The organism is Curtobacterium sp. PhB130, from assembly GCF_003755165.1.
Taxonomy (GTDB): Bacteria; Actinomycetota; Actinomycetes; order Actinomycetales; family Microbacteriaceae; genus Curtobacterium.
Map to the genome: position 1 here is coordinate 133,648 of NZ_RKII01000006.1, position 24,367 is coordinate 158,014.

The window sequence follows — 24,367 nt, forward strand, 5'->3', positions numbered from 1 at the left end:
CGGCGTCGAGCGACGGCGTCGAGCGCGCTGCGGGCAGCCCCGCGCGCGGCCGCGCTACGCGGAGGTGGGGACCGCGACGATGGGGGTCGTCGTCGGCTGCTTCGAGCCGCCGGCGGGCTCGACCGTGATGCCGATCGTCGCACCGCTCGACTTCGCGCCGCTCAGCACCGCCGAGCGCACACCGCCGTCCACGTCGTTCATGAGACCAGCGGACTCGATGGTGCCGCCGGACTCCTCGGAGCCGATGTACCAGAGCTCGTACGTCTTGTCCTTCGGCGCGGCCTTGACCCCGTCGAGGATGACCGCGGACTTGCCGAGCTGGTCCGACCAGACCACGGTGGCCGTTCCGCCACCGGTGACCGGCGACGTGGACCGCTTGAAGTCGGCGGACGCGTAGATCTGGTCGAGGCCGGACGCTGCCTGCGAGGTGCTGGGACCCGGGCCGGCGTCACCGCTGCCGATGACACCGCCGACGCCGAGACCGACGCCGAGGAACACCACGCCGACCGCGGCTGCTGCGCTGAGCATCGCCGCCGGACGCTGGAACCAGCGACGGCGAGCAGCGGCACTGGCCGCACCGCCACCGGAGGTGACCGACGTGACAGAGGCGCTGGGGGCCTCCGGTCCGGAGTCGGGGCCGGCTGCGTGCCGGGCCGAAGCAGGTGCGGACGACGGAGCCGGTGCTGCGACCGGTGCCGGGTCCGCGGCGACCTGCGGGGTCGTCTGGATGGCGGCCATCAGGGCCGCCTTCATCGACGCGGGGGGCTCGATCGGTTCGACCGCGTAGGCGAGTGCCCGTGCGGTCTCGGCGAGCGAGTCGGCCTCGGCGAGGAGTTCCGGGGAAGCAGCGAGTGCCGCTTCGACCTCGCGACGCTCGGCGTCGCTGAGGGCATCGAGTGCGTGGGACCCGGTCATGAGTGCAGGGTCGTCGTGCCGGTCGGTGGTCATGACGTCACCCCCATCTCGTCGCGGAGTCGGATCATCCCGTCACGGAGACGGGTCTTCACGGTGCCGATCGGCACCCCGAGTTGTTCGGCCATCTCGCTGTGCGAGTAACCGCCGTAGTAGGCCAGCTGCACTGCCTGGCGCTGGAACTCCGTCAGCCGCCCGAGGGCCCGGCTGACGCGTTCGTGTTCGATCCGGATCTCCACGGACTCGGAGACCTGGTCGAAGCCGGACTCGAAGTCGCGGATGCCGATCTTCGTGTCCCGGTCGCGGGAGGACTGCGCGGCGCGGACCCGGTCGACCGCACGGCGGTGGGCCATCGTCAGCACCCAGCTGGCGGCGCTGCCGCGAGCGGTGTCGAACTTGGCGGCCTGCTGCCAGACCTCGAGGAAGACCTCTTGCGCCACCTCTTCGGACTGGGCGCGGTCCTTCAGGAGCCGCGTGATGAGTCCGAGGACACGACCGGAGAGTTCGTCGTAGAGCTCCGAGAAGGCCTGCTGGTCGCCCTGGGCGACGCGGAGGAGGAGGGAATCCGGCGATGCGGCTGCTGGCTCAGCAGAGCTCCAGCCGTCCGTGTCGCGTTCCACGAGTGCAAGCATTGCAGACTTTCCTCCTTCCGGTTCTCGGGGGTCCGACATACGCGTCAGGCGCTGCCGGGAACTGGGACGGGGTCTCCCGCGCGACTCGCAGGGAATTACTCCGGCCGGGTGAGCCGGGTCGAGTCGCACGGGAGGACCTTCGCCGTGTGACGACCCATGGGATCTTCGTCACACGCTGATGATTCGGCACCCTCGCCCGGTCGGATTGCCCGGGCTCCCGGATTTCTCGTCGCGGGTCCTGCAGCGCCGTCTCGCCGCCGCGCCCGGCGGTCCGGTGTCCACCGAGAGTGAACAGGGGCGCGCGCACGGCTCGCGTCTCGTAGAATCGATCTCGCCGGGCCGCAGCAAGCCCCGGGCTCCAAAATTCGCCGCTTCGAGCGGCCTCGCGCCGAGAGGCGCTTCTGCGGCCCGGTTTTTCTCTGCCCTTTTCCGGCGTTCCGGCGTTCCGGCCGGGAGGCTCGGTTCGGCTTCGACGCGTCACCCGCGTCCGGCTCGAGATCAGTCCAGGGCGTCGCGTCGCCAGAGCGCAGCAGCTGCGGACAGGTCCTCGGCGAGCTCGGCCAGGCGGAACGCCCGGACCGTCAGCACGCTGGCCCGTTCCTCAGCGGTGAGGTCGGAGTCGTCCGCGACGCTCGTCGCCCCCGCCGCCGCGAGCCGACAGAACGCCGCACCGCGGTCGAGCGCCACGGCGAAGTCGCCCGTGTAGAGGCCGTGCAGGATGCTGTCCGCGAGCGTCAGGATCTCCGCAGGCCCGGTCGGCTGCTCGGCGCCGGCGACGGCCTGGTCGATCGTGCCGATGCGCTCCGTGCCGCGGGTGAAGAGGTACGCGATCTCGTCCGGGTTCTGCCGGATCACCGTGCGCATCAGGTAGATCCGCCACAGCGCACCCGGGAGCGTGTGCGCCCCGACGCGTGCCCACAGCTCCGCGACCGCTTCGATGCCGTGCACGTCCGTGTAGGTGACCAGTCGCTCGACGACCGCCGGGTCCGGGTCCTGCCGCACGCGGTGGAGCAGCGCGTTCGCGGTCTCGTGCGCGACACGGTTCACGAGCGCGGGGTCCTCGCCGCCCTTGATGGCGGCGAACTCGGCGTCGGTGAAGTGGACTGGACGGTGGTGATCGCGAGGCACCGCAGCAGTGTAGGCGTCGCCGGTGACACGCCCGCCGTTCCTGTGCCCCGAACACGGGCCGCCCCCGTCGGGTACCGTTCTCCGGCGAGGGAGGCACTCCTCCCGGACTTGAAGGAGAGGACCCTCATGAACGCCCTGCTCATCATCCTGGCCGTGATCGCCGTCATCCTGCTGTTCGTCGGCGGGTTCGCAGCGAGCCTGAAGTTCCTGCTCTGGGTCGGTGTCGTGCTGCTCGTCATCGCGATCATCGCCTGGCTGCTGCGGACACTGACCGGTCGCCGGAGCTGACGCACCGCACCTCGGTCTGACCTGGAGGCCCTCGCCCGCTAACCTTGCGGGTGAGGGCCTCTAGCTCAGTTGGTAGAGCACCGGACTTTTAATCCGAGGGTCGTGGGTTCGAGCCCCACGGGGCCCACCTTCGTCGCCGTCGTCGCCACCTCGGGGTACAAGTGCTCCTCAGGCTGCTCATGGCAAGCGCACTGCACAGTTCAGGTCCCGTTCAGCGGACTGTTGGGGTGCCGCCGATAGTGTCGTTCCCGGATCCACTCCTCGTGGGTCACGAGCACCACCTGGAACGACAACGAACGGGGTACACCGTGATCGAGCACATCGACGCCACGCAGACCAGCACCACCGGTGACGCGCGCCGCATCGTGGAGCTCGCCGCAGCGACCGGCACCACCATGAGCGACCAGCTGCTGCTGGACACGCTCCGCCGGAACGCGCAGGTCACGACCCGTCACATCCGCAAGGACTTCGCCGAGGTCGCCACCGGCTCGAGCGTGCTCGGCTACGTGTGCCGACAGCGCAAGCAGTTCATCGCCCTCCGCGGGGACGACCCGGCCTGGGCCCAGGAGATCGGCCGCTACGACTCCGAGTCGCTCGCGGTCGAAGCCCTGCGCATGCGCCGCGGCTGACGACCGGCCGGCTCAGGACCAGACACGGCGGATCCCCCACGAGCCCGTCCAGGTCTCGTCGGGCTCCAGCCAGCGGAGACCCTCGCCCGAGTTGAGGGCGTCGGCCGGCGCGGTCATCGGTTCGACCGCGACCGCCAGCCCCTTGCCGTCGCCACGGGGGAACTCCCGTGACGTGAACACCTGGACGTAGGGGAACGAGGCGTCCTGCCAGAGCTGGACACCATCGCCCTCCGGTCCGTGCATCGTCGTCCGGCGGATGCCCTCGGCGTCCGCCGCGACGTCCGTGTACGCGGTGTCGAGGTCCGAGTCGCCCGCCCGTCGCCCGGCCCGCAGATCGAGGTCCGTGCCGTCGACGGGCTCGGTGCCGTTCGGGATCTTCTTGTCGTCGACGGTGAACGCCGTGGCGGCGTCGAGCGTCACGACGAGGTCCTCAGCGGGGGTGTCGCCGGCGCGGAGGTAGGGATGGGCTCCGACCGCGAACGGGGCGCTGACGCCCGAACGGTTCGTGATCTCGTGGGTGATGCGGATCCCGTCGTCCACCAGCTCGTGGTGCACCCGGGTCTCGAGGGTGAACGGCCAGCCGTGCTGCGGGTGGATCGTGGCTTCCTGCAGCACGCTCGTCTCCGTCTGGGTCACGACGCGGTACGGCGAGAACCGGAGCAACCCGTGCGAGGCGTTGCCGTACTTCGGCTCCGAGATGTCGAGCTGCTGCCGCTTGCCCTCGTGCTCCCAGGCTCCCCCGGCGACGCGGTTCGGCCACGGGACGAGCACGATGCCGTTCGCGCCCGCAGGGGCCTCCGACGCCGGGAAGGGCTCGGTCAGGTCGAAGCCGGCGACGCGGAGTTCGCGGATGCCCGCGGCGACCTCGGTGACGATCGCCTCGACGACCCCGTCCGGGCCGGCGTGACGGAGGTGGTACTGGCCCCCGGTGGGTGCTGCGGTCATGCGCTGTGGTTCCTTCCCGATGTGGTGCCGTCGGCCACGACGACCTCGACCCCGGCGGCGCGAACCAGCTCGACGAGCTCGGGTGGCGCTTCCGCGGTCACGATGACGTCGATGTCCTCGAGGCCGCTGACGACCCCGATGTGGGCGCGCCCGAACTTCGAGCCGTCCGCCACCACGACGGTACGCCCGGCAGCGGCCCGGAGCATCCGCTTCGCCTCGGTCTCGGGCAGGTTGACGTTCGTCAGGCCGTGCTCGACGTCGACGCCCGTGCCGCCGAGGAACACCACGTCGGCGGCGATCATGGGCAGGACAGCGCCGTTGAACGGCGCGACGAGGGAGTGCTGCAGCGGCCGGAGCGTACCGCCGGTGACGATCACGGTGAAGCGGGGCACGGCCCGTTCGAGCGCGAGGGCGGTGGTGAGCGAGTTCGTGACAACGGTGACGCCCACCAGGTCGTCCCGAGCGACGAGGGCCTCGGCGACGGCGGCGGGTGTCGTGCCCACGTCGAGGACCACGCACTGTCCGGAGCGGACGAGCGCGGCCGCGGCGCGGCCGATGGCGGCCTTCGCCACCTGCTGCTCGACGGCGGTCTCCTCGAAGGGCCGCTCGGGCGAACCCGCACCGAGCCGGACGGCACCGCCGTGCACCCGCCTGAGCCGTGCCTCCCGGTCGAGGACCGCGAGGTCCTGTCGGACCGTCACCTCGCTCGTGCCGAGCGCGGCTGCCAAGGCGGCGGTGCGGACCATGCCGGGGGCGCCGTCGACGATCGTGACGATGCGGTCCTGCCGCAGCGGCGCCGGCATCGTGCCGGCGAGGAAGAGGTCGTCATCGCTCACCCGAGTAGTTTCGTCTGCTTCCGATCACTTTCGCAATGCTTCGTTCGCCCGCTACGATGGATCGGTGATCACCAAGCGCGCGACGAAGCTCGCGGACGGCCGCGACCTCATCTACTTCGACGATGCGGACACGCAGCTGCCCGCCGAGCGTCGCATCGACGAGCGCACGCTCGACCCGCGTCCAGAGACGGCACGGATGCGACAGGACGTCCTCACCGGCGAGTGGGTGTCGATCGCGAGCAGCCGTCAGAACCGTGTCTTCCTGCCCCCGGCCGACCAGGACCCGCTCGCGCCGCAGTCCGACGCGAACCCGTCGGAGATCCCGAGCCGGTACGACGTCGCCGTGTTCGAGAACCGGTCGCCGTCCTTCGGCCCCGCCCTGCAGGCGGACGACGCTCCGGGTTCGCTCGGCGACCTGACGGACGTCGGGCTCAACCGGACGTTCCGCTCGGTCGGCCGGTGCGAAGTCGTGTGCTTCTCACCGGAGACCTCCGGCTCGTTCGCGTCGATCTCCGAGTCGCGGGCGCGCACCGTCGTCGAAGCCTGGGCGGACCGCACCGCGGCGCTCTCCGCGATGCCCGGCATCCAGCAGGTGTTCCCGTTCGAGAACCGCGGCGAAGCGATCGGCGTGACGCTGCACCACCCGCACGGGCAGATCTACGCCTACCCCTACGTCACGCCGCGCACGCAGCGGCTGCTCGACTCGATCGAGCGTTTCGGGCCCGACCTGTTCGAGCAGCACCTGGCGAACGAGCGTGCCTCGGAGCGGGTGGTCCTCGCCGGCGAGCACTTCACCGCGTTCGTGCCGTTCGCCGCGCGCTGGCCGATCGAGATCCACATGCTGCCGCACCGTCACGTGCCGGACTTCGCCGGACTGACCGGCGCCGAGAAGGACGAGCTCGCGCACATGCACCTCCGCCTCACCCGCGGCATGGACCAGCTGTACGGGGACCCGACGCCCTACATCGCCGCGTGGCACCAGGCGCCCGTGCACACCGCACGCGACACCGTGCGGCTGATGCTGCAGATCACCTCGCCGCGTCGGGCGGCGGACAAGTTGAAGTTCCTGGCCGGCAGTGAAGCCGCCATGGGCGCCTGGATCGGGGACCTCGTGCCCGAGAAGGCGGCCGAGTTCATCCGAGGAGGGATCGAGCGCGCATGACGTTCCAGCAGGTGTTCGGGTACGAGCCGACGGTGCGGTACTCCGCGCCCGGCCGCGTGAACCTGATCGGCGAGCACACCGACTACAACGAGGGCTACGTCCTGCCGTTCGCGATCGACCGACGCACCACTGCGTCGATCGCACCGCGGGACGACCGGGTGCTACGCGTCGCGTCGGCGTTCGACCCGGATTCCGTCGCCTCCCTGTCCCTGGACGACCTCGAGCCCGCCGCGATGGACGGCTGGTCCGCGTACGTGTTCGGGATCGCGTGGGCGCTCCGCGAGCAGGGCGCCGACCTGACCGGCAAGACCGGCTTCGACCTCTTCATCGAGTCGGACGTCCCGGTCGGTGCCGGGCTGTCGTCGAGTGCCGCGATCGAGTGCGGTGTGGCGCTGGCCTTCAACGACCTGTGGGAGCTCGGGCTCGACCGCAAGCAGCTCGCCCGGGTCGGGCAGTACTCCGAGAACCACGCGGTCGGTGCCCCCACCGGGATCATGGACCAGTCGGCGTCGCTCCTCGGGGAACGGGACGCCGTGGTGTTCCTCGACTGCCGCACGCTCGACACCGCCGTGGTGGACATGGCACTCGAAGCGAACGGGCTCGAAGTCCTGGTGATGGACACCCGCGTCGAGCACGCCCACGCCACGGGCGGGTACAAGGCGCGGCGCGACTCCTGCGAGCGCGGGGCACAGGTGCTCGGCGTCGAGGCGCTGCGCGACGTGACCGTGGACGACCTCCCCCGTGCTGCGGAGCTGCTGGACGACGAGACCTTCCGCCGCGTGCGCCACATCGTGACCGAGGACCAGCGTGTCCTCGACACCGTGCGGACGCTCCGCGAGCAGGGACCGCGGGCGATCGGTGACCTGCTCGTCGCCTCGCACGAGTCGATGCGCGATGACTTCGAGATCTCCGTGCCGGAGCTCGACCTCGCGGTGGCCACGGCCATGGCGAACGGTGCCGTCGGGGCACGCATGACCGGTGGCGGGTTCGGCGGCGCGGCGATCGCGCTGGTCGACGCCTCCCAGCGGGAGGCGATCGGCGCTGCCGTCACGGCCGCGTTCGCTGACGCCGGGTACCGGGAGCCCGCCGTGTTCACCGTGCACGCTGCGCAGGGCGCACGGCGCGACGCCTGACACGGCGCGGCGCGGCGGCGCGGCGCGGCGGCGCGGCGGCGCGGCGGCGCGGCACGGCACGGCACGGCACGGCTGCGCAGCATGGCCACTCGGCCGCTGAACTGGTTCGCCAAAGCGACAGTGGTCGGCGGGGCACCCGCCGACCACTGTCGCTTTCGCGTACCGGTTCCGATCCGGCAGCGCGGTTCGGCCTGGCGGACCGCAGCCGGCGTCCGCGACACACGTGGTGCCCGCGACGCCGGCGCCCGCGGGCGGGAGCTGGCGTGGCGGGGGTGGGGCGAGCCTCCAGGCCGGGCGGGTGACGGGCACGCGACGGAAGCGACACGACGCGGCCGTTTGCGCGACGCTTTCGGCGGCGCATTGTCGCTCGATGCGCATGCATCCTCGGGCACGCGACGAAAGCGACAGCACCACGGCAGATGCGCCGCGCAGACCTGTACGTGCTGTCGCTTCCGTCGCGCCACCGCCACCGCCGCACCCGTCCGCCGCCGCCGCCGCCGCTGACCGCCGCCGCCACCGCTACCGCCGTCGCTGACCGCCGCCGACCGCCGCTACCGCCGCCGCTGACCGCCGCCGGCGACCGCCGCCGACCGCCGCCGCCCGCCCGGACCGCGCCCCGCAAGCGCACCTACTTCAGGTGGCGCTCCGCTGCCTCCACCACGTTCTTCATGAGCATCGCGCGCGTCATCGGCCCGACGCCGCCGGGCACCGGCGACATGAAGCCCGCGACGGACGCGACCTCCGGATCGACGTCGCCGCGGAGCCGCGCCTTCCCCGTCTCCGGGTCCACCACGCGGGTGATGCCCACGTCGATCACGGCAGCACCGGGCGCGACCCAGTCCGGCTTGACGAGCCCGGCAACGCCGGCCGCCGCGACGATGATGTCCGCGCGACGGCACTCCGCCGCGACGTCCGCCGTCAGCGAGTGCGTCAGGGTGGCGGTGGCCTCGAGGCGGGTGAGCAGCAGGCCGAGCGGACGCCCGACCGTCAGGCCCTGGCCGATGATCGTGACGTGCCGACCGCGGATCGGGATGTCGTACGCCTCGAGCATCGCGACGATGCCGCGCGGGGTGCACGGCAGCGGCGCGTCGATCGTGCCGGCGCCACCCGGGACGGCGAGCACGAGCTCACCGAGGTTGATCGGGTGCAGGCCGTCGGCGTCCTTCGACGGGTCCATCAGCTCGAGCATGGGGGTCGGGTCGATGCCGTCCGGCAGCGGGAGCTGCACGATGAACGCGGTGACCCGGGGGTCGTCGTTCATCTGCAGGATCGCTGCTCGGATGTCGGCGGCCGAAGCGGTCGCCGGCAGGTCGATGCGGTGCGAGTCGAGCCCGATCGACGCCGAGTCGCGGTGCTTGCCCGCGACGTACGACAGCGACCCGGGGTTCTCCCCGACGAGGATCGTGCCGAGCCCGGGACGGATCCCGTGCTCGTGCAGGCGGTCGATGCGGACGCGGAGCTCGTCGAGCGTGCGGGCGGCGAGGGCGGTGCCGTCGATGCGGACGGCAGAGCCCTCACCGGCCCAGAGAGCACGCGGAAGGACGTCGCTCACGCGTACAGCGGGAACGCGTCGGTCAGGGCCGTGACCCGGGCCGAGAGCGCGTCGATGTCCGGGTTCGGCATGAGGGTCAGCGCGATGATGTCCGCGACCTCGGTGAACTCGGCGTCGCCGAAGCCACGCGTCGCGAGCGCCGACGTGCCGATGCGGACACCGGAGGTGACCATCGGCGGACGCGGGTCGAACGGCACGGAGTTGCGGTTCACGGTGATGCCGACCTGGTGGAGGAGGTCCTCTGCCTGCTTGCCGTCCACTTCTGACGTGCGGAGGTCGACGAGCACCAGGTGCACGTCGGTGCCACCGGTCAGGACGTCGACGCCGGCACCGCGCGCATCCGGCTGCGTCAGGCGCGCGGCGAGCAGCTGCGCGCCACGGATCGTGCGCTCCTGGCGGTCCTTGAACTCCGGGGTGCCGGCGAGCAGGAACGCGGTGGCCTTCGCCGCGATCACGTGCATGAGCGGGCCGCCCTGCTGCCCCGGGAAGACCGCGGAGTTGAGCTTCTTGAACAGGGTCTCGTCGTTGGAGAGGATCAGACCCGAGCGCGGACCGGCGAGGGTCTTGTGCACCGTCGAGGAGACGACGTGCGCGTGCGGGACGGGCGACGGGTGCAGCCCGGCGGCGACGAGGCCGGCGAAGTGCGCCATGTCGACCCAGAGCTTCGCGCCGACCTCGTCCGCGATCTCGCGGAACTTCGCGAAGTCGAGCTGACGGGGGTAGGCGGACCAGCCGGCGATGATCACCTTGGGCTGGTGCTCGACGGCCTTCGCGCGGATGTCGTCGTAGTCGACCTCGAACGTGGTGGGGTCGACGCCGTACGACACGGCGTTGTAGATCCGGCCGGAGAAGTTGAGCTTCATGCCGTGGGTCAGGTGACCGCCGTGGGCGAGCTCGAGGCCGAGGATGGTGTCGCCCGCGGACGCGATGGCGTGCAGGACGGCGGCGTTGGCGGTGGCTCCCGAGTGCGGCTGGACGTTGGCGTACGAGGCGCCGAAGAGCTTCTTGGCGCGCTCGATGGCCAGCGACTCGGCGATGTCGACGTACTCGCAGCCGCCGTAGTAGCGCTTGCCCGGGTAGCCCTCGGCGTACTTGTTCGTCAGGACGGAGCCCTGCGACTCGAGGACGGCGCGGGGCACGAAGTTCTCGGAGGCGATCATCTCGAGGAAGTCGCGCTGGCGGCCGAGCTCCTGCTGGAGGACGGCGGCGATCTCGGGGTCGACCTCGCTGAGGGGGGCGTTGAACGCGGCGCGGGCAGCGGCACGGTCAGCGGCCTGGGTGGCGGCCTGGTCGGTCGCAGCGGGCGCGGGATCGGCCGGCTCGGACGCGACGAATGGGGGCAGATCGGTGATGGACACGGGACTCCTACGGTGCTCGGACGGTCGGTCGGCGCAGCCCAGGCGTACGGCCGCGCACCGTGTCAGGTGTCGCTCCCCGATGGTGACCCATCCAACGCCAGTCGCGACCTGATGATGGTACCGAGCCGCCGTCGCTGTGTCACCCTGGATGCATGACGATGCTGCACCCCGAACTCGACGAGCGCACCGACGTGCGCGCGGACGTTCCGTGGGTCACCGTCGTGTGGGACGACCCGGTGAACCTGATGTCCTACGTGACGTACGTGTTCCAGAGCTACTTCGGGTTCCCGCGGGACAAGGCGGAACGGCTGATGCACCAGGTGGACTCCGAGGGGCGCGCGATCGTCGCGACCGGGTACCGCGAGGAGATGGAGCGGCACGTCGAGGCGATGCACGGCTACGGGCTGCAGGCCACCGTCGACCGGGCCACCGAAGCGTGATCCCCTTCGTCCGTCGCGCCGACGGCATCCACCTCGGGCTGGCCTCCGGCGAGCGCTCGATGCTCACGAACCTCACCGACCAGCTCCGCCAGATCCTCGACGGGGACCTGGACTCCGACCCCGTGACGCTCCGGATGTTCCCGGACGCCTACCCCGGTGACCGCCAGGCCAGCTCCGAGTTCCGCCGCTACACGCGCGACGACCTCCGCACGGCGAAGTCGACGAACGCGGACACCGTGCACGCCTGGCTGACGGGCGAGCGCGACGGCGCGTTCACCGCCGCCGACGAACAGTCGTGGCTCCGGTGCCTCACCGACCTGCGGCTGACGATCGCGGACCGGCTGGGCATCGTGGACGCGGAGACCGAGGAGGCGACCCGGCTCGCCGCCGACGGCGTCGGCCTCCGGGACGTCTACGACTGGCTCGGGTACCTGCAGGAACACCTGGTCACGACGATGACCGGCCCGGCGTGACGGTCACCTTCTCGGCGTGCTCGGTTCCCGGCGACGGACTGGAGGCCGTGCTCGCCTTCACGACGGACGAACCCGTCGCGTGGATCGGTGCGGACCGGTACCGGCAGGAGTCGGCGGCGCACAACTACCGTCCGGAGTGGTCGTGGCTCGCGGTGCGCGACGGGCAGCCCGTGGGGCGGGCGCTCTGGTGGGGCGGCGCCGACGCTTCGATCCCGTCGACCCTGGACGACGTGGTGGTCGCGGTCTCGGACCCCGATGAGCGCGTGGCGATCGCCTCCGGCCTGATCACTGCCGGCGCCGAGTCGTTCGGCACGCTCCCCGAGTGGATCGTCGACGTCGCCGTGGACTGGGAGTCGGATCCGCGGGCGGTCGCGGCCGTGGGCTGGCGCGCGGACGCCGCCCGCGCGGCCGGGCTCACCCGGATGACCGAGCGGGTGAGTGTCGCGTGGACCCCGGCGTCCGACGTGCCGTCGCCCGCCGCGTCCTCGGGGCTGACCTTCCGCGGCGGTGCGGACGATGAGTTCCTGGACCTGTTCCGCCGGGTCACGGTCGGCAGCCTCGACGCACACACGCAGGCGACCGTCGCGCAGCTCGGCCCCAGCGGGACGGCGGCGGACGACCTCGCGTTCTACCGGTCGCTCCCCGGTTCCCGTGACGACTGGCGGATCGCGGCCGACCCGGACGGGCTGACCGTCGGCTTCGTGCTCGCGACCCGGACCGCGTACGACGCGGCGATCAGCTACATCGGCGTGCTGCCCCAGCACCGGGGCCGCGGGGTGGTCGACGCGCTGCTCGCCGAGGGGCTCCGGGTGCACGACGCCGCCGGGGAACCGCGGGTCGTCGCGACGACGGACGCCGCGAACACCCCGATGCGGCGGGCCTTCGAGCGCGCTGGCTTCACCGTGACGAAGCGGCGGATCGTCTTCGACAGCTGAACTTGCAAGGCAGACTTGCAAGGTGCCCTTCCGAAGTCGTAGCATCGAGGGCATGAGCGCGAGCACCGACACCACGGACGTCACCGCGGCCGAGCTCGCCGGCGAAGTCCTGGCGATGCACGGCCGGATGCGGCGAGCGCTGCTGGCCGGCAAGACCGACGACGTCACCGCGTCCCAGTCCGCTGCCCTCGGGCGGCTGCTCCGCGACGGCGAGACCACGATCGCCGACCTCGCACGTGCCGAGGGGGTGCGTCCGCAGTCGATGGGCGCAACCGTACAGGCACTCGTCGACCTCGAACTCGTGGAACGCCGCCCGGACCCCGCGGACGGCCGACGGGCACTCGTCCGCGCGACCCCCGCCGGTGCCGCGGCGCGTGAGGACTCCTGGGTCGCACGGACCCGCGTGCTCGCGGAACGACTCCAGGCCCTCCCGGAAGACGACCGCGTGACGGTCGCCCGGGCCATCGGCATCCTCGGCCCGCTCATCGAGCGCTGACCCACCACCAGGAAGAAGCACCCCGCCACGTCCACGTCCACCGCATCCGTCCCCGTCCAGTCCGGCGGCAGCACTCCCGGCAGCACCGGCAGCGGGTTCGGCCCGAAGCTCCTCATCCCGGTCCTCGTCGGGCCGCTGCTCAACCCGATCAACACGACGATGGTGTCGGTCGCGCTCGCGCCGATCTCCCGTGACCTCGGCATCGGCGCGTCCCAGGCGATCTGGCTCGTCGCCGCGCTCTACCTCGCGAGTGCGATCGCGCAGCCGACGATGGGCAAGCTCGCCGACCGGTTCGGCCCGAAGAAGGTCTTCATGGCCGGGCTGGTCATCGTCGGTGTCGCCGGCGTGGTGCCCGAGTTCCTCACCGGCTTCGGCGGCGCGGTGTTCGCCCGGGTGCTGATCGGCATCGGCACGTCGTCGGCCTACCCCGCCGCGCTGACCACCCTGCGGCAGCACTCGGCGCGCATCGGGAAGCCGACGCCGCCCCTCGTCCTCGGCGCCCTGTCGATCACGTCGCTGGTGTCCGCCGCTGCCGGGCCGCCCCTCGGTGGTGCGCTCATCGCCGGGTTCGGGTGGCACGCGATCTTCCTCGTGAACGTCCCGCTCGCCGCGTTCGGCCTCGTCGTCGCCGGGCTGTGGCTGCCGTCCGACCGGCTCCGCCCGCGCTACGACGCCGACGTGCCGGTGCTCACCGCGCTCGACCCGTTCGGCATGGTCCTGATGACCGGGACCGTCTCGGCGCTCCTGGTGTTCCTGCTCGACATCTCGGCGGGCCTCTGGTGGCTGCTCGGCGTCGCGATCGTGCTGCTCGTCGCCCTCGTGCTGTGGGAACTCCGCGCCACGAAGCCGTTCATCGACGTCCGGATGCTCGCCCGCAACGGTGCGCTCACCCGCACCTACGCCCGCCTGTTCCTCGTCTACATGCTCGCGTACACGATGACGTACGGGTTCTCGCAGTGGGTGCAGGACGTCGCGGGGTACTCCAGCGACCAGGCCGGGTACATCCAGCTCCCCGCCGCGATCATCGCGGGCGTGGTGTCGTTCTTCATCGCCCGGAAGACCACCGTCCGCGGCCCGCTCATCGTCGCCGCGACCGTGCCGATCGTCGGCGGGCTGCTGCTCCTCGGGCTGCACACGGGGTCGCCGCTCGTGCTCCTCGCCCTCGCGCCGGCACTGTTCGGCATCCCCCAGGCGCTGGCGTCCGTGTCGAACCAGGCGGCGCTGTACCGGATCGTGCCGCCGGAGTCGATCGGCACCGCAGCGGGGCTCTCCCGGACGAGCGTGTACATCGGGGCGATCGCCGCGTCGTCGCTCATCGGCGGGGTGTTCGGCCAGGCGCCCACCACGGCGGACCTGCACGTCCTCGGCTGGGTGATCGTCGGCATCGCGGTGCTGCTCAGTGCCCTGACGATCTCCGACCGAGCGCTGCGGACCACCTCGGCGCGCTGACGCGGCGCGCCGCCGCGGAGCCGCGCGGCGCCGCGGCGGCGCGCGGCGCCGCGGCGGCGCGCGGAGGCGCACCGCACAACCAAAAGCGGTCCGAACCACGCGATCGCGCGGTGCCGATTGCATTCGGTTGTGCGAACCCACCCTGCACCGCGGGGTTCGCAGGCACACGGCCCGCGGACGCACGCATCCCCGCGACCGCAGCCGCGTGACGGGGCCGAACCGGGCCTCCCGGCCGGTAGCCTGAAGCCGTGACCGACCCGACCGACGCGACTGCGACGCCGCCCACGCACTGGACCCTGACCCTGGTCTGCGACGACCAGCCCGGGATCGTGCACGCCGTCTCCGGAGCCGTCGTCCAGGCCCAGGGCAACATCACCGAGTCGCAACAGTTCTCGAGCCACGACACGGACACGTTCTTCATGCGCCTGCAGGTCATGGCGCCGGTGGACCGCGCGACGTTCGAAGCGGCCCTCGCACCCGTGGTCGACCGCTACGGCATGCGCGTCCAGCTCGACGTCGTCGGCCGGCCGCTCCGCACGCTGGTGCTCGTGTCGAAGGCGGGACACTGCCTCAACGACCTGCTGTACCGGCAGCGCAGCGGGCAGCTCCCGATCGACGTGCCACTGGTGCTCTCGAACCACACCGAGCTGTCCGAGCTGGCGTCGTTCTACTCCGTCCCGTTCGAGCACCGTCCCGTGACGGACGCCGACAGCAAGGCGGCGATGGAGCGGCGCATCCTCGACGCGGTGGAGGAGCACGACATCGAGCTCGTCGTCCTCGCCCGCTACATGCAGATCCTCTCCCCCGAGCTCTGCGCCGCGCTGCAGGGCCGGGCGGTCAACATCCACCACTCGTTCCTGCCGGGCTTCAAGGGTGCGAACCCCTACCGTCAGGCGCACGCCCGCGGCGTGAAGCTCATCGGTGCGACGGCGCACTTCGTCACGAGCGACCTCGACGAGGGCCCGATCATCGAGCAGAACGTCGTCCGCGTCGACCACACCAAGGACCCGTCCGAGCTGGTCTCCATCGGGCAGGACGAGGAGTCCCGCACCCTCACCCAGGCGGTGCGCTGGATCGCGGAGGACCGGGTCCTCCTCGACGGCGCACGCACGATCATCTTCAAGTAGGCAGCACCATGAGCAACGCCCCGCGATCCCCGATGGACTGGGGAGACACCCCCGACCCGAGTGCGATCGGCAAGCCGCGGCGAGAGTTCGACGGCTGGAAGGTCCTCCGGGTCGTCGTCGCGGTGTTCGGTCTGCTGTCCTTGGCCTTCTGGGGCTACCTCGCGTGGCCGTTCCCGATGCCGGGCATCCTGTTCATGGTCGGCGCCCCGGCGTTCGCCGCGCTGGTCTGGTACCTCTTCCGGTCCGGCAAGTCACCGATCGAGACCGACGTCGTCGGCAAGACCATCGTCGAGGTCGCCCTGATCGTCGCTGCCGGTGGCGCGTGGATCTCGATCGGGCACCCCGTGGTCGGCCTGGTCTTCATCCTGGTCGCGGCGCTGTCCGGCGTGGTCGCGTTCCGACGCGAGTCCCGATGAGCGCACGGCTCGGTGACACCGGACGGGAGGCCCGGCGCACGCTGGTCCGCGCCGCCCACCTCGTCGACGCGGCCGGCTCCACCGCCGACGGCTGGGTCCTGCTCGCCGGCGACACGATCGCCGCGGTCGGCTCCGGTCCCGACGTCCCGGCGGCGGACGAGGTGCTCGACCTCGGCGACGCGACGCTGACCCCCGGGTTCGTGGACCTGCACGGGCACGGCGGCGCGACCGAGTCCCACGAGGACGACTCCTTCGCCGGGTCCCTCGCGATGCACCGGGCGCACGGCACGACCCGCTCGGTCCTGTCGCTCGTCGCGAACCCCGTGCGCACGCTGGCCGCGTCCCTCGAGCGGATCCGCGGCGTGATGACCACCGACCCGCTCGTGCTCGGCGTGCACCTCGAGGGGCCGTTCCTGTCCCCGGACAACAAGGGTGCCCACAACGAGCACTACCTCGTCGCACCCACTCCCGCGTCGGTCGATGCCCTGCTCGAAGCCGGCGACGGCGTTCTCCGCCAGGTCACCATCGCGCCCGAGCTGCCCGGCGCACTCGACGCGGTCCGCCGGTTCGTGGACGCCGGGGTCCGGGTCGCCGTCGGCCACACCGTCGGCACGTTCGACCAGGCACGCGCGGCCTTCGACGCCGGCGCCACGATCCTCACCCACGCGTTCAACGCGATGCCCGGCCTCCACCACCGCGCACCCGGGCCGATCGGTGCGGCCGTGGCCGACGACCGCGTGACGCTCGAACTCATCCTTGACGGCGTCCACGTGCACCCCGTCGTCGCGGACACGCTGTTCCGCGCAGCCCCTGGCCGGGTCGCGCTGATCACCGACGCGATGGGGGCGGCCGGTGCTGCCGACGGCTCGTACCGGCTGGGGTCGCTCGACGTGACCGTGACCGACGGGGTCGCGCACGTCGCCGGGACGGACACGATCGCGGGGTCGACACTCACGCAGGACGTCGCACTGCGGAACGCGGTCGAGCGAGCCGGGCGGACGCTCCCGGAGGCCGTGGCGGCGCTGACGAGCGTTCCCGCCGCCGCGCTGGGGCTCGGGGACCGGCTCGGGCGTCTCGCCCCGGGGTTCGCGGCCGACCTCGTCGCGCTGTCGCCGTCGCTCCGGGTGCAGCGGGTCTGGGCCGGCGGTCACGCGGTTTCCTGAGGTCGACACACGGCATCGACGATGGTGCTTGACTGGCGCCACGGGCGATGGTGCCGAGGAGGCCCTCATGTGTCGGTGGCTGGGGTACGTCGGAGATCCGATCGAGCCGCGTGAGCTGCTCTACGACACGGAACGGTCGCTCATCGAGCAGAGCCGCTTCCACTCGCCCGAGACACCCGCGCCGAACGGCGACGGGACCGGCCTCGGCTGGTACGGACGCCGGGAGCAGCCGACCCTGTTCCGGAGCGCGGCGCCGGCCTGGGGTGACGAGAACCTCCGGGAACTCGCGTCCGAGGTCGCCAGCGGGCTGTTCCTCGCACACGTCCGGGCCGCGACGGGGACACCGGTGCAGGAGACGAACAGCCACCCCTTCCGGTACGGCCGCTGGTTGTTCGTCCACAACGGGTTCATCAAGGAATTCGCCGTGCTCCGACGGGAGCTGCTCATGGCCGTCAGGGCGGACCTGTTCCCGTGCATCCTCGGTTCCACGGACTCCGAGCTGATGTTCTTCCTCGCGCTGACGTTCGGGCTCGAGGAGGACCCGATCGGCGGGCTCGAGCGGATGGCCGGGTTCGTCGAGTCGGTCGCCGCCGACGCCGGGATCGACGGTGCGCTCCAGATGACGATCGGACTCACCGACGGCCGGACCCTGACGGCCGTCCGGTACGCGAGTGCCGGGCCGGCGAACACGCTGTTCGTCAGTTCCGACGTGGGATCGGTCCGGCAGCTGTACCCGGAGGTCGAACGACTGTCCCATCTCCCGGAGAACGCGCGCGTCGTGGTCTCGGAGCCGCTGGTCGCCCTCCCCGGGCTCTGGCGAGAAGTCCCCGCCGGCTCCGCGGTCACGATCGGCGAGCACACCGACGAGCGCCCGTTCGTTCCGACCCCACCGCGCTGACCACACCACCGGACGAGGAGCCCACCATGTCGACCACGCCGACGTTCGAGCAGCGCGCCGCGACCAGCTGCGCGGTGATCAGTGCCGAGGTGACGATGGCGTCGATCGCCGACGATCTCCCACCGCTCATCGGGCGTGTGGCGGGCTTCCTGGCGGAGCACGGACGAGCATCCTCGGGCCCGCCGTTCTGGCGGTACCGCGTCATCGACATGTCCGGAGTCCTCACCGTCGAGGTCGGGTTCCCGGTGGCGGAGACGCTCGACGTACCGACGGGGACGCCGGGAGACGTGGTGCCCGGTGTCCTCCCGGCGGGGACCTACGCGACCATGGTCCACGTCGGACACCCCGACGGGTTGCTCGACGCGACGAGCGCCCTGCTGGCGTGGGCGGACGGTGCCGGCGTGGCGTGGGACCGGACCCTCGGCTCCGACGGTGAGCACTGGGCGTGCCGCCTCGAGGAGTACCTCTCGGACCCCGCCGAGGAGCCGGACCTCACGAAGTGGCGTACTCGCCTGGCGTTCAAGACCGCCGACTGACCCCCGTGGCCGTTCCGCCATCCGTCCTGCGGGACAGCCGAGCGAGGATCGCGCCGTGCGGTGGGTGTCTCAGTCCGCGCTGCGAGCGGGCTGCTCGGCGGCCGTGTCGCCGTGCGCCGCCGCGTCGTCACGGCGCAGGCGCACGACGCTCGCGAGCGTCGACACCGCCATCGCCACGACGATCACCACGAGGGACACCCAGGTCGGGATCTCCGGCGCCCAGGCGATGTGGTCCCCGCCGTTGAGGAACGGCAGCTCGTTGCCGTGGAGTGCGTGCAGCACGAGCTTCACGCCGATGAAGGCGAGGATGAACGCGATCCCGTACTTGAGGTAGACGAGCCGCTCGAGGAGTCCGCCGAGCAGGAAGTAGAGCTGCCGCAGGCCCATCAGGGCGAACACGTTCGCGGTGAACACGATGAACGCGCTCTCCGTGATGCCGAAGATCGCGGGGATGGAGTCGAGCGCGAAGAGCAGGTCCGTCGTGCCGATCGCGATCAGGACGATGACGAGCGGCGTGAAGTGCTTCACGCCGTCGTGCGTGGTGCGCAGCTTCATGCCGTCGAACGTGTCGGTGAGACGCACCCGTCGGCGCAGCACCCGCACGATGAGGCTGTCCTTCTGGTCGTCGTCGTGGTCGTTGCGGAGCTGCTGGATCGCGGTCCAGACGAGCCAGGCGCCGAAGATGTAGAAGATCCAGGAGAAGTCCTCGATGAGCTGGGCGCCGACGAGGATGAAGACGCCGCGGAGCACGAGGGCGATGATGATGCCCAGCATCAGCACTTCTTGCTGGATCTTCTTCGGGACGGCGAACCGCGCCATGATGATCACGAACACGAAGAGGTTGTCGATGCTGAGGCTGTACTCCGTCAGCCACCCGGCGAGGAACTGACCGGCCGGCTCACCGCCGGCGAACGCCAGCATCGCGAGCGCGAAGACGAGCGCGAGGCCGACGTAGACGCCGACCCAGATCGCGGATTCGCGGAGCGTCGGCACGTGCGGACGACGCGCGACGATGATGAGGTCGGCCAGCAGGATCGCGACGAGGGCGATGATCGAGCCGACTTCGAACACGACGGGGAGCTCGGGCATGCCTCCAGTCTGAGGCACCGCTCAGGCCCTGGCGACCACCGGACCGCTTGCCGGCTAGACCCCGGGGTGCACCCGGATCTCGGAGACGAAGGCACGGACCCGGGCGCGGAACGCCGGGTCCGCCGCCGCGCCGGCGACCGGGACGGGGTGCAGGCGACGGTCGCCGCGACGGAGCGCCGGACCGACGAACACGCCCTCCGGCACGTCGTCGGCTGTCGCGGCCCAGAGGGTCGACCGGGCACCGTCCTCGGCGGTCCGGGCAGCGAGCCGCGCGATCCGACCGGCGACCCGCGCCAGGGCCGTCTCGGCCTGCCCGTTCATCCCCGTCGCGGCGATCCCCGGATGCGCGATGACCGAGCGGACCGGCGAGCCGGATGCACGCAGTCGGAGCCCGAGGTCCACCGCGAGGGCGGCCGCCGCGGTCTTCGAGTCGGTGTACGTGGCGAACTGCCGGTAGCCCGCCGCCCGGTTGACGGCGTCGAGGTCGGGCACGCGCGACGTCCGCTGCGACAGGTTCGACCCCACGAGGACCACACGGGGTGCTGGCCCGCCGAGCACCGGCAGCATCGCGTCGGCGAGCACGGCGGGGCCGACCACGTTCGTCGCCCACGTGCGCTCGACGCCGTCGACGCCGAGCGCGAAGCGGGCGGCGGAGACGCCGGCGTTGTTCACGAGCGCGTCGACGACGACGCCGTCGTCAGCGAGGCCCTGGGCGAAGGCCGTGACGGAGGCGACGGACGCGGTGTCGACGAGCCGGGCCTCCAGACCGTCGCCCACGGGGAGGACGCGAGCCGCCTTGTCGAGGTCACGGACCCCGGCGACGACGCGGGCGCCGGCTGCGGCGAGCCGTGTCGCGACGACGAGTCCCAGACCGCCGGTCGCGCCGGTGACCACGACGGTCTTGCCGTGCTGGTCGGGCATCTGGTCGAGTTCCCACGGGAAGGGTTGCATGACGACTCCAGGCTCAAACGGATGATTCATCCGGAACGCTAGCACAACCGGATAGACTCTCCGCATGACCGACCTCGCCCGACCGGACTCGCTGCGCTCGGACGCGCTCCGGAACCGTTCCGCGCTGCTCGGCGTCGCGCGCGAGCACCTCGACCGGGGCGAGCCCGCCCAGCTCAACACGGTCGCGCGCGAGGCCGGCGTCGGGGTCGGCACCGCCTACCGGCACTTCCCGACCCAGCAGCACCTGCTCGAAGCGCTCGCGATCGACGCGTTCGAGGCGATGCTCGACCGTGTCCGGGTCGCCGTCGCCCTCCCCGATCCCGACGCGGCGTTCCGCGGTGTCGTGACGGAGGCGTTCCGTGGCCTCGTGGACGACCCGGCGCTCGGCGACCTCCTCACCGGCGGCGGGTTCTCCTGCTCGGACACGATGGAGCTCGCCGGGGACCTCGTGGACACCGTCGGTGCCCTGCTCGATCGTGCCGCGGACGCCGGGGTGGTACGAGCGGACGTCACGCCGGACGACCTCCGACGGCTGGTCTGCGGGATGCGCTCCGCCGCGACGGCCGGTGGTGTCCCCGTGACCGATCCTGAGCGGTACGTCGAGATCTTGCTCGGAGGGCTCCGACCACTGCGAGGATGAGGCCATGAGCGTCATGGTCTCCCTCTTCGATGCACACCGCAGCCGCACCAGCGAGAAGTACACGGCGTACCCGCCGGAGGTGCTGCCGATGTTCGTCGCGGAGATGGACAGCATGCTCGCCGAACCGGTGCGCGACGCCCTCGTCACCGCCGTCACCGCGGGCGACACCGGGTACGTCGGGCACGGTCGAGCGCTGCCGGAGGCCTTCGCGGACTTCGCCCTCGACCGATGGGGCTGGCAGGTGGACCCCGACCTCGTCCGCACCACCACGGACGTGTCGGTCGCGGCGGTCGAGACGCTCCGCCGGGTGATCGAACCCGGCGACCAGGTCGTCATCATGCCCCCCGTCTACCCACCGTTCTGGGAGTACGTGACCGAGGCCGGCGGCTCCGTGACCGAGGTGCCGCTCATCGCCCCGTCCGGCGAAGCAGACCCGTTCGACACGACGGCCGGGTGGCGGATGGACCTCGAGGGCATCGCCCGGGCCTTCGCCGACGGGGCACGGACCGTCCTGCTCTGCAACCCGCACAACCCACTCGGACTCGTGCACGACCGCGCGGCGCTCTCCGCGCTCGCCCGCCTCGCCGCGGAGTGGGACGCCGTGGTGATCGCGGACGAGATCCACGCACCGCTCGTGCACTCCGACGCGGCCTTCACGCCCTTCCTCGACTCCTGCGCCGAGGCCGCAGCGGTCGGGGTCGCCCTGACGAGCGCGAGCAAGGCGTGGAACCTCGCCGGCACCAAGTGCGCGCTGATGATCGGCGCGTCCGACCGCGCTCGCGGATGGTTCGACGGGATGCCCCGCGAGGTCGTCGAGCGCACCGGGATCCTCGGGTACACCGCGAGCGTCGCGGCGTTCAGCGAGGGCGGCCCCTGGCTGGCGACGCTGCTCGCCGAGCTCGCGGCGAACCGGCGGATCCTCGCGGAGGAGCTCGGCGACGCCCTGCCCGGCGCGGTGTTCCGGCAGCCGCAGGCCTCGTACCTGGCGTGGGTGGACCTGCGCGCGCTGCCGTGGGGCGACGACCCCGCGGCGATGCTCGTCGACGAGGCGCTGGTCGCACTGGGCAGCGGGCCGGACTTCGGCCGTCAGGGGCGTGGCTTCGCGCGACTCAACTTCGGGTGCTCGGCGGAGACGCTCCGTGAGGGGCTGTCCCGGTTGCACGGTGCGTACACCGCGCGCGCCTGAGGTGCGGGGCTACTCGAAGCGCTGCCAGGACGGCTTGTTGGCGTAGGTGTACCGGTAGTAGTCGGCGAGCTCGAGCCCAGCCGCCGCTTCCTCGTCCACGACGACGGTCGCGTGCTGGTGCAGCTGCAACGCGCTCCCGGGGACGAAGGAGGACAACGGTCCCTCGACCGCAGCCGCCACCGCATCCGCCTTCGCCGAGCCCTGCGCCACGAGGACGAGCTGCTCGGCTTCGAGGATGGTGCCGAGCCCCTGCGTCATGCAGTGCGTCGGGACCTGCTCCGGGGTGTCGAAGAAGCGGGCGTTCGCCTCACGCGTCGACGGCGCGAGGGTCTTGATCCGTGTCCGGGACGCGAACGAGGACGTCGGCTCGTTGAACCCGATGTGCCCGTTCGCCCCGATCCCCAGGATCTGCACGTCGATGCCACCGGCGGCACGGATCGCCGCGTCGTACTCCTTCGCCGCGAACTCGATGTCCTGCGCGCGGCCGTCGGGGACCCGGACCCGCGACGCGTCGAACCCGAGCGGCCCGATGACGTCACGTGCGATGACGGATGCGTAGGACTCGGGGTGCTCCAGCGGGATGCCGACGTACTCGTCGAGGGCGAACCCGCGCGCCTGGGCGAAGGAGATCTCCCCCGCCTCGACACGACGCCGCAGATCCGCGTAGATGCCCTGCGGACTCGACCCCGTCGCGAGGCCGATCACCGCGGACGGCTTCACGGCGACCACGGACGCGATCTTCGCAGCGGCGACCCGACCGACCTCGGCGGGCGTGGGCAGGATGATGATCTCCACGGATCACAGCCTACTGGTCATGACCAGTCTCCGACAGGGCGACGAGCTCCGGCGTCGACCCGAGCGCCCGGAGCGCGCCGCGGAGCGACCACGCGGACACCGCGACGATGAGCACGGCGAGCACCACGACGACGATGCCGGCCGAGCCGGCGAACGCCTCGAGCGCCCCGAGCAGCACCCCCACGCTGACGCCGAGGACGTGCACGAGGACCGTGGCCGGCAGCGCCTTCTGCTGCACGCGGGCGAACCGCACGAGCGCACGACGGTCGGTCGGGTCCACGCTCGACGAGTGCCCGGCGGCGATCGCCTGCTGCACGCGCCCGAGTCGCTCCGGATCGACGTCGGAGGCCGCGATGCGACGTCGGTCCGCCATCGTCCAGAGCACGAGTTCGACCGCGACGACGAGGTACGCCAGGAGCGCGGCGGTCCCGACGAGCACCACGACCGAGAGCACCGGCGTGGTGCCGCCGCGCACCAGTCCGACGACGACGGCGACGACGAGCCCGAGCGCGACGACCCCGAGCGACACGAAGAGGACCCGACGCCGCACGGGCGTCACGGCGCGCACCACCCCGGCGAGCGCGAGTCGCCACCCTGCGGCCCAGACACCGTGGTCCGCCCGCACCTCCAGCGCCCTGTCGCCGCGTGCCATGCCCCGAGCGTACCGACCCGTCGGTAGCGTGGCCGCATGCCCACTCCCGACTTCGTCCTGGCCCTCCGCGAGCGGATCGGGACGGCGCCGCTCTGGCTGACCGGTGTCACCGCCGTCGTCACCCGGGGTGAGGGCGATGCGCAGGAGCTGCTCGTCGTCCGGCGTGCGGACAACGGTGCACTGACGCCGGTGACCGGGATCGTGGACCCCGGTGAGGAACCAGCGGTCGCCGCCGAGCGCGAGGTGCTCGAGGAAGCCGGCGTGGTCGCCGTCGCGGAGCGCCTGGTCTGGGTGCAGACCCTGCCCGAGACGACGTACGCGAACGGCGACCGGGCCCAGTACCTCGACCTGGTCTTCGCGTGCCGGTGGGAGTCCGGCGATCCCCACCCCGCCGACGGCGAGAACACCGAGGCGTTCTGGGCGCCGCTCACGGCACTGCCGCCGATGTCGGAGAACATGCGGGAGCGCGTTCGGGTCGCGCTCGCAGGCGCACCGGAGGCGCGGTTCCAGCGCTGAGGGTCCCGTGGACGGTACCGACCACCGGCC

Annotated in this window: 28 protein-coding genes, 1 tRNA gene and 1 riboswitch; of the genes, 18 read left to right on the plus strand and 11 right to left on the minus strand. The window is 71.8% G+C overall.

Features of this window, described 5'->3' with window-relative positions:
* Positions 1-54: 54 nt before the first annotated feature.
* The 3 genes from EDF24_RS00725 to EDF24_RS00735 form a co-directional block, all read right to left on the minus strand.
* Positions 55-948, minus strand: a complete 894-nt coding sequence (locus EDF24_RS00725; protein ID WP_123700814.1) for an anti-sigma factor domain-containing protein — start codon at positions 946-948, stop codon at positions 55-57.
* Positions 945-1,544 (minus strand): ECF RNA polymerase sigma factor SigK, encoded by a 600-nt coding sequence (gene sigK / locus EDF24_RS00730; RefSeq protein ID WP_123700815.1) that lies wholly within the window; start codon positions 1,542-1,544, stop codon positions 945-947. Before sigK ends, EDF24_RS00725 begins: the two co-directional genes overlap by 4 nt.
* A 498-nt stretch (positions 1,545-2,042) precedes the next feature.
* Positions 2,043-2,672, minus strand: coding sequence for a DNA-directed RNA polymerase subunit beta (locus EDF24_RS00735; protein ID WP_123656332.1), 630 nt, complete (start codon positions 2,670-2,672; stop codon positions 2,043-2,045).
* Between the two features lie 126 nt (positions 2,673-2,798).
* Here EDF24_RS00735 and EDF24_RS18965 point away from each other — a divergent pair, with 126 nt between their 5' ends.
* From EDF24_RS18965 to EDF24_RS00745, 3 genes are all read left to right on the plus strand, one after another.
* On the plus strand, positions 2,799-2,960 hold the full coding sequence (locus EDF24_RS18965) for a hypothetical protein (RefSeq protein ID WP_165931368.1): 162 nt from the start codon (positions 2,799-2,801) through the stop codon (positions 2,958-2,960).
* Positions 2,961-3,014: 54 nt separating this feature from the next.
* Positions 3,015-3,087, plus strand: a tRNA-Lys gene (locus EDF24_RS00740).
* Positions 3,088-3,268: 181 nt separating this feature from the next.
* A complete protein-coding gene (locus tag EDF24_RS00745; protein ID WP_123656333.1) occupies positions 3,269-3,589 on the plus strand; it encodes a hypothetical protein in 321 nt (106 codons plus the stop codon).
* A 12-nt stretch (positions 3,590-3,601) separates the two neighbouring features.
* Here EDF24_RS00745 and EDF24_RS00750 read toward each other — a convergent pair whose 3' ends face one another.
* Both EDF24_RS00750 and EDF24_RS00755 read right to left on the minus strand, forming a co-directional pair.
* A complete protein-coding gene (locus tag EDF24_RS00750; RefSeq protein ID WP_123656334.1) occupies positions 3,602-4,534 on the minus strand; it encodes an aldose 1-epimerase family protein in 933 nt (310 codons plus the stop codon).
* A complete protein-coding gene (locus tag EDF24_RS00755) occupies positions 4,531-5,370 on the minus strand; it encodes a DeoR/GlpR family DNA-binding transcription regulator (RefSeq protein WP_185017520.1) in 840 nt (279 codons plus the stop codon). The genes EDF24_RS00750 and EDF24_RS00755 overlap by 4 nt, the downstream gene beginning before the upstream one ends.
* 64 nt (positions 5,371-5,434) lie before the next feature.
* Here EDF24_RS00755 and galT point away from each other — a divergent pair, with 64 nt between their 5' ends.
* Both galT and galK read left to right on the plus strand, forming a co-directional pair.
* Positions 5,435-6,532 carry a galactose-1-phosphate uridylyltransferase gene (gene galT, locus EDF24_RS00760; RefSeq protein WP_123700816.1) on the plus strand — a complete coding sequence of 366 codons (1,098 nt, stop codon included), beginning with the start codon at positions 5,435-5,437 and terminating at the stop codon, positions 6,530-6,532.
* On the plus strand, positions 6,529-7,665 hold the full coding sequence (galK, locus tag EDF24_RS00765) for a galactokinase (RefSeq protein WP_123700817.1): 1,137 nt from the start codon (positions 6,529-6,531) through the stop codon (positions 7,663-7,665). Before galT ends, galK begins: the two co-directional genes overlap by 4 nt.
* Positions 7,666-8,293: 628 nt before the next feature.
* On the opposite strand, the gene EDF24_RS00770 is transcribed toward galK, so the two are convergent.
* Positions 8,294-9,217 carry a bifunctional 5,10-methylenetetrahydrofolate dehydrogenase/5,10-methenyltetrahydrofolate cyclohydrolase gene (locus tag EDF24_RS00770; protein ID WP_123700818.1) on the minus strand — a complete coding sequence of 308 codons (924 nt, stop codon included), beginning with the start codon at positions 9,215-9,217 and terminating at the stop codon, positions 8,294-8,296.
* Positions 9,214-10,575, minus strand: coding sequence for a serine hydroxymethyltransferase (gene glyA, locus EDF24_RS00775; RefSeq protein WP_260233321.1), 1,362 nt, complete (start codon positions 10,573-10,575; stop codon positions 9,214-9,216). The genes EDF24_RS00770 and glyA overlap by 4 nt, the downstream gene beginning before the upstream one ends.
* Positions 10,576-10,604: 29 nt before the next feature.
* Positions 10,605-10,688, minus strand: a riboswitch (ZMP/ZTP riboswitch).
* Positions 10,689-10,727: 39 nt separating this feature from the next.
* Between glyA and clpS the strand changes: the two genes are divergently transcribed.
* The 10 genes from clpS (at position 10,728) to EDF24_RS00825 (ending at position 18,508) form a co-directional block, all read left to right on the plus strand.
* Complete coding sequence (gene clpS / locus EDF24_RS00780; protein WP_123656338.1) at positions 10,728-11,015, plus strand: ATP-dependent Clp protease adapter ClpS; 288 nt, start codon at positions 10,728-10,730, stop codon at positions 11,013-11,015.
* A complete protein-coding gene (locus EDF24_RS00785; RefSeq protein ID WP_123656339.1) occupies positions 11,012-11,488 on the plus strand; it encodes a DUF2017 family protein in 477 nt (158 codons plus the stop codon). The genes clpS and EDF24_RS00785 overlap by 4 nt, the downstream gene beginning before the upstream one ends.
* Positions 11,485-12,423 carry an N-acetyltransferase gene (locus EDF24_RS00790; protein ID WP_123700819.1) on the plus strand — a complete coding sequence of 313 codons (939 nt, stop codon included), beginning with the start codon at positions 11,485-11,487 and terminating at the stop codon, positions 12,421-12,423. The genes EDF24_RS00785 and EDF24_RS00790 overlap by 4 nt, the downstream gene beginning before the upstream one ends.
* Before the next feature lie 52 nt (positions 12,424-12,475).
* Positions 12,476-12,919 carry a MarR family winged helix-turn-helix transcriptional regulator gene (locus tag EDF24_RS00795; protein ID WP_123656341.1) on the plus strand — a complete coding sequence of 148 codons (444 nt, stop codon included), beginning with the start codon at positions 12,476-12,478 and terminating at the stop codon, positions 12,917-12,919.
* Between the two features lie 135 nt (positions 12,920-13,054).
* Positions 13,055-14,368: an MFS transporter gene (locus EDF24_RS00800; protein WP_260233358.1), complete on the plus strand. Its 1,314-nt coding sequence runs from the start codon at positions 13,055-13,057 to the stop codon at positions 14,366-14,368.
* Between the two features lie 248 nt (positions 14,369-14,616).
* Entirely contained in the window at positions 14,617-15,495 is an 879-nt protein-coding gene (purU, locus tag EDF24_RS00805; RefSeq protein ID WP_123700821.1) for a formyltetrahydrofolate deformylase, read from the plus strand.
* Positions 15,496-15,503: 8 nt separating this feature from the next.
* Complete coding sequence (locus EDF24_RS00810; protein ID WP_123656344.1) at positions 15,504-15,911, plus strand: YrdB family protein; 408 nt, start codon at positions 15,504-15,506, stop codon at positions 15,909-15,911.
* Positions 15,908-17,074, plus strand: coding sequence for an N-acetylglucosamine-6-phosphate deacetylase (gene nagA / locus EDF24_RS00815; RefSeq protein ID WP_123700822.1), 1,167 nt, complete (start codon positions 15,908-15,910; stop codon positions 17,072-17,074). Before EDF24_RS00810 ends, nagA begins: the two co-directional genes overlap by 4 nt.
* Positions 17,075-17,141: 67 nt before the next feature.
* Positions 17,142-17,972: a class II glutamine amidotransferase gene (locus EDF24_RS00820; RefSeq protein ID WP_123700823.1), complete on the plus strand. Its 831-nt coding sequence runs from the start codon at positions 17,142-17,144 to the stop codon at positions 17,970-17,972.
* A 26-nt stretch (positions 17,973-17,998) separates the two neighbouring features.
* A complete protein-coding gene (locus EDF24_RS00825; protein ID WP_123700824.1) occupies positions 17,999-18,508 on the plus strand; it encodes a GyrI-like domain-containing protein in 510 nt (169 codons plus the stop codon).
* A gap of 69 nt (positions 18,509-18,577) precedes the next feature.
* Here the strand turns inward: EDF24_RS00825 and EDF24_RS00830 are convergent, their stop codons facing one another.
* Complete coding sequence (locus EDF24_RS00830; protein ID WP_123700825.1) at positions 18,578-19,597, minus strand: TerC family protein; 1,020 nt, start codon at positions 19,595-19,597, stop codon at positions 18,578-18,580.
* A 54-nt stretch (positions 19,598-19,651) separates the two neighbouring features.
* Entirely contained in the window at positions 19,652-20,548 is an 897-nt protein-coding gene (locus EDF24_RS00835; protein ID WP_185021530.1) for an SDR family NAD(P)-dependent oxidoreductase, read from the minus strand.
* A gap of 64 nt (positions 20,549-20,612) precedes the next feature.
* Here EDF24_RS00835 and EDF24_RS00840 point away from each other — a divergent pair, with 64 nt between their 5' ends.
* Positions 20,613-21,188: a TetR/AcrR family transcriptional regulator gene (locus EDF24_RS00840; protein WP_123656350.1), complete on the plus strand. Its 576-nt coding sequence runs from the start codon at positions 20,613-20,615 to the stop codon at positions 21,186-21,188.
* 4 nt (positions 21,189-21,192) lie between these two features.
* The gene (locus tag EDF24_RS00845; protein ID WP_123700827.1) at positions 21,193-22,374 is read left to right on the plus strand and encodes a MalY/PatB family protein; all 1,182 of its coding nucleotides are present in this window, start codon (positions 21,193-21,195) and stop codon (positions 22,372-22,374) included.
* Between the two features lie 9 nt (positions 22,375-22,383).
* Here the strand turns inward: EDF24_RS00845 and nagB are convergent, their stop codons facing one another.
* Both nagB and EDF24_RS00855 read right to left on the minus strand, forming a co-directional pair.
* Entirely contained in the window at positions 22,384-23,169 is a 786-nt protein-coding gene (nagB, locus tag EDF24_RS00850) for a glucosamine-6-phosphate deaminase (protein ID WP_123656352.1), read from the minus strand.
* A gap of 10 nt (positions 23,170-23,179) precedes the next feature.
* Positions 23,180-23,821 carry a hypothetical protein gene (locus EDF24_RS00855; protein WP_123700828.1) on the minus strand — a complete coding sequence of 214 codons (642 nt, stop codon included), beginning with the start codon at positions 23,819-23,821 and terminating at the stop codon, positions 23,180-23,182.
* A 36-nt stretch (positions 23,822-23,857) separates the two neighbouring features.
* Here EDF24_RS00855 and EDF24_RS00860 point away from each other — a divergent pair, with 36 nt between their 5' ends.
* Positions 23,858-24,337 carry an NUDIX domain-containing protein gene (locus EDF24_RS00860; RefSeq protein ID WP_123656354.1) on the plus strand — a complete coding sequence of 160 codons (480 nt, stop codon included), beginning with the start codon at positions 23,858-23,860 and terminating at the stop codon, positions 24,335-24,337.
* Positions 24,338-24,367: the final 30 nt, after the last annotated feature.

Bases quoted from the DNA above. Each gene is read 5' to 3' on its own strand.
- EDF24_RS00795 (WP_123656341.1), top strand. From the start codon at position 12,476: ATGAGCGCGAGCACCGACACCACGGACGTCACCGCGGCCGAGCTCGCC.
- EDF24_RS00825 (WP_123700824.1), top strand. From the start codon at position 17,999: ATGTCGACCACGCCGACGTTCGAGCAGCGCGCCGCGACCAGCTGCGCG.
- sigK (WP_123700815.1), bottom strand. From the start codon at position 1,544: ATGCTTGCACTCGTGGAACGCGACACGGACGGCTGGAGCTCTGCTGAG.
- clpS (WP_123656338.1), top strand. From the start codon at position 10,728: ATGACGATGCTGCACCCCGAACTCGACGAGCGCACCGACGTGCGCGCG.
- EDF24_RS00830 (WP_123700825.1), bottom strand. From the start codon at position 19,597: ATGCCCGAGCTCCCCGTCGTGTTCGAAGTCGGCTCGATCATCGCCCTC.
- EDF24_RS18965 (WP_165931368.1), top strand. From the start codon at position 2,799: ATGAACGCCCTGCTCATCATCCTGGCCGTGATCGCCGTCATCCTGCTG.
- EDF24_RS00725 (WP_123700814.1), bottom strand. From the start codon at position 948: ATGACCACCGACCGGCACGACGACCCTGCACTCATGACCGGGTCCCAC.
- EDF24_RS00820 (WP_123700823.1), top strand. From the start codon at position 17,142: ATGTGTCGGTGGCTGGGGTACGTCGGAGATCCGATCGAGCCGCGTGAG.
- EDF24_RS00845 (WP_123700827.1), top strand. From the start codon at position 21,193: ATGAGCGTCATGGTCTCCCTCTTCGATGCACACCGCAGCCGCACCAGC.
- galK (WP_123700817.1), top strand. From the start codon at position 6,529: ATGACGTTCCAGCAGGTGTTCGGGTACGAGCCGACGGTGCGGTACTCC.
- EDF24_RS00840 (WP_123656350.1), top strand. From the start codon at position 20,613: ATGACCGACCTCGCCCGACCGGACTCGCTGCGCTCGGACGCGCTCCGG.
- EDF24_RS00860 (WP_123656354.1), top strand. From the start codon at position 23,858: ATGCCCACTCCCGACTTCGTCCTGGCCCTCCGCGAGCGGATCGGGACG.
- nagA (WP_123700822.1), top strand. From the start codon at position 15,908: ATGAGCGCACGGCTCGGTGACACCGGACGGGAGGCCCGGCGCACGCTG.
- EDF24_RS00855 (WP_123700828.1), bottom strand. From the start codon at position 23,821: ATGGCACGCGGCGACAGGGCGCTGGAGGTGCGGGCGGACCACGGTGTC.
- EDF24_RS00750 (WP_123656334.1), bottom strand. From the start codon at position 4,534: ATGACCGCAGCACCCACCGGGGGCCAGTACCACCTCCGTCACGCCGGC.
- EDF24_RS00810 (WP_123656344.1), top strand. From the start codon at position 15,504: ATGAGCAACGCCCCGCGATCCCCGATGGACTGGGGAGACACCCCCGAC.
- EDF24_RS00835 (WP_185021530.1), bottom strand. From the start codon at position 20,548: ATGCAACCCTTCCCGTGGGAACTCGACCAGATGCCCGACCAGCACGGC.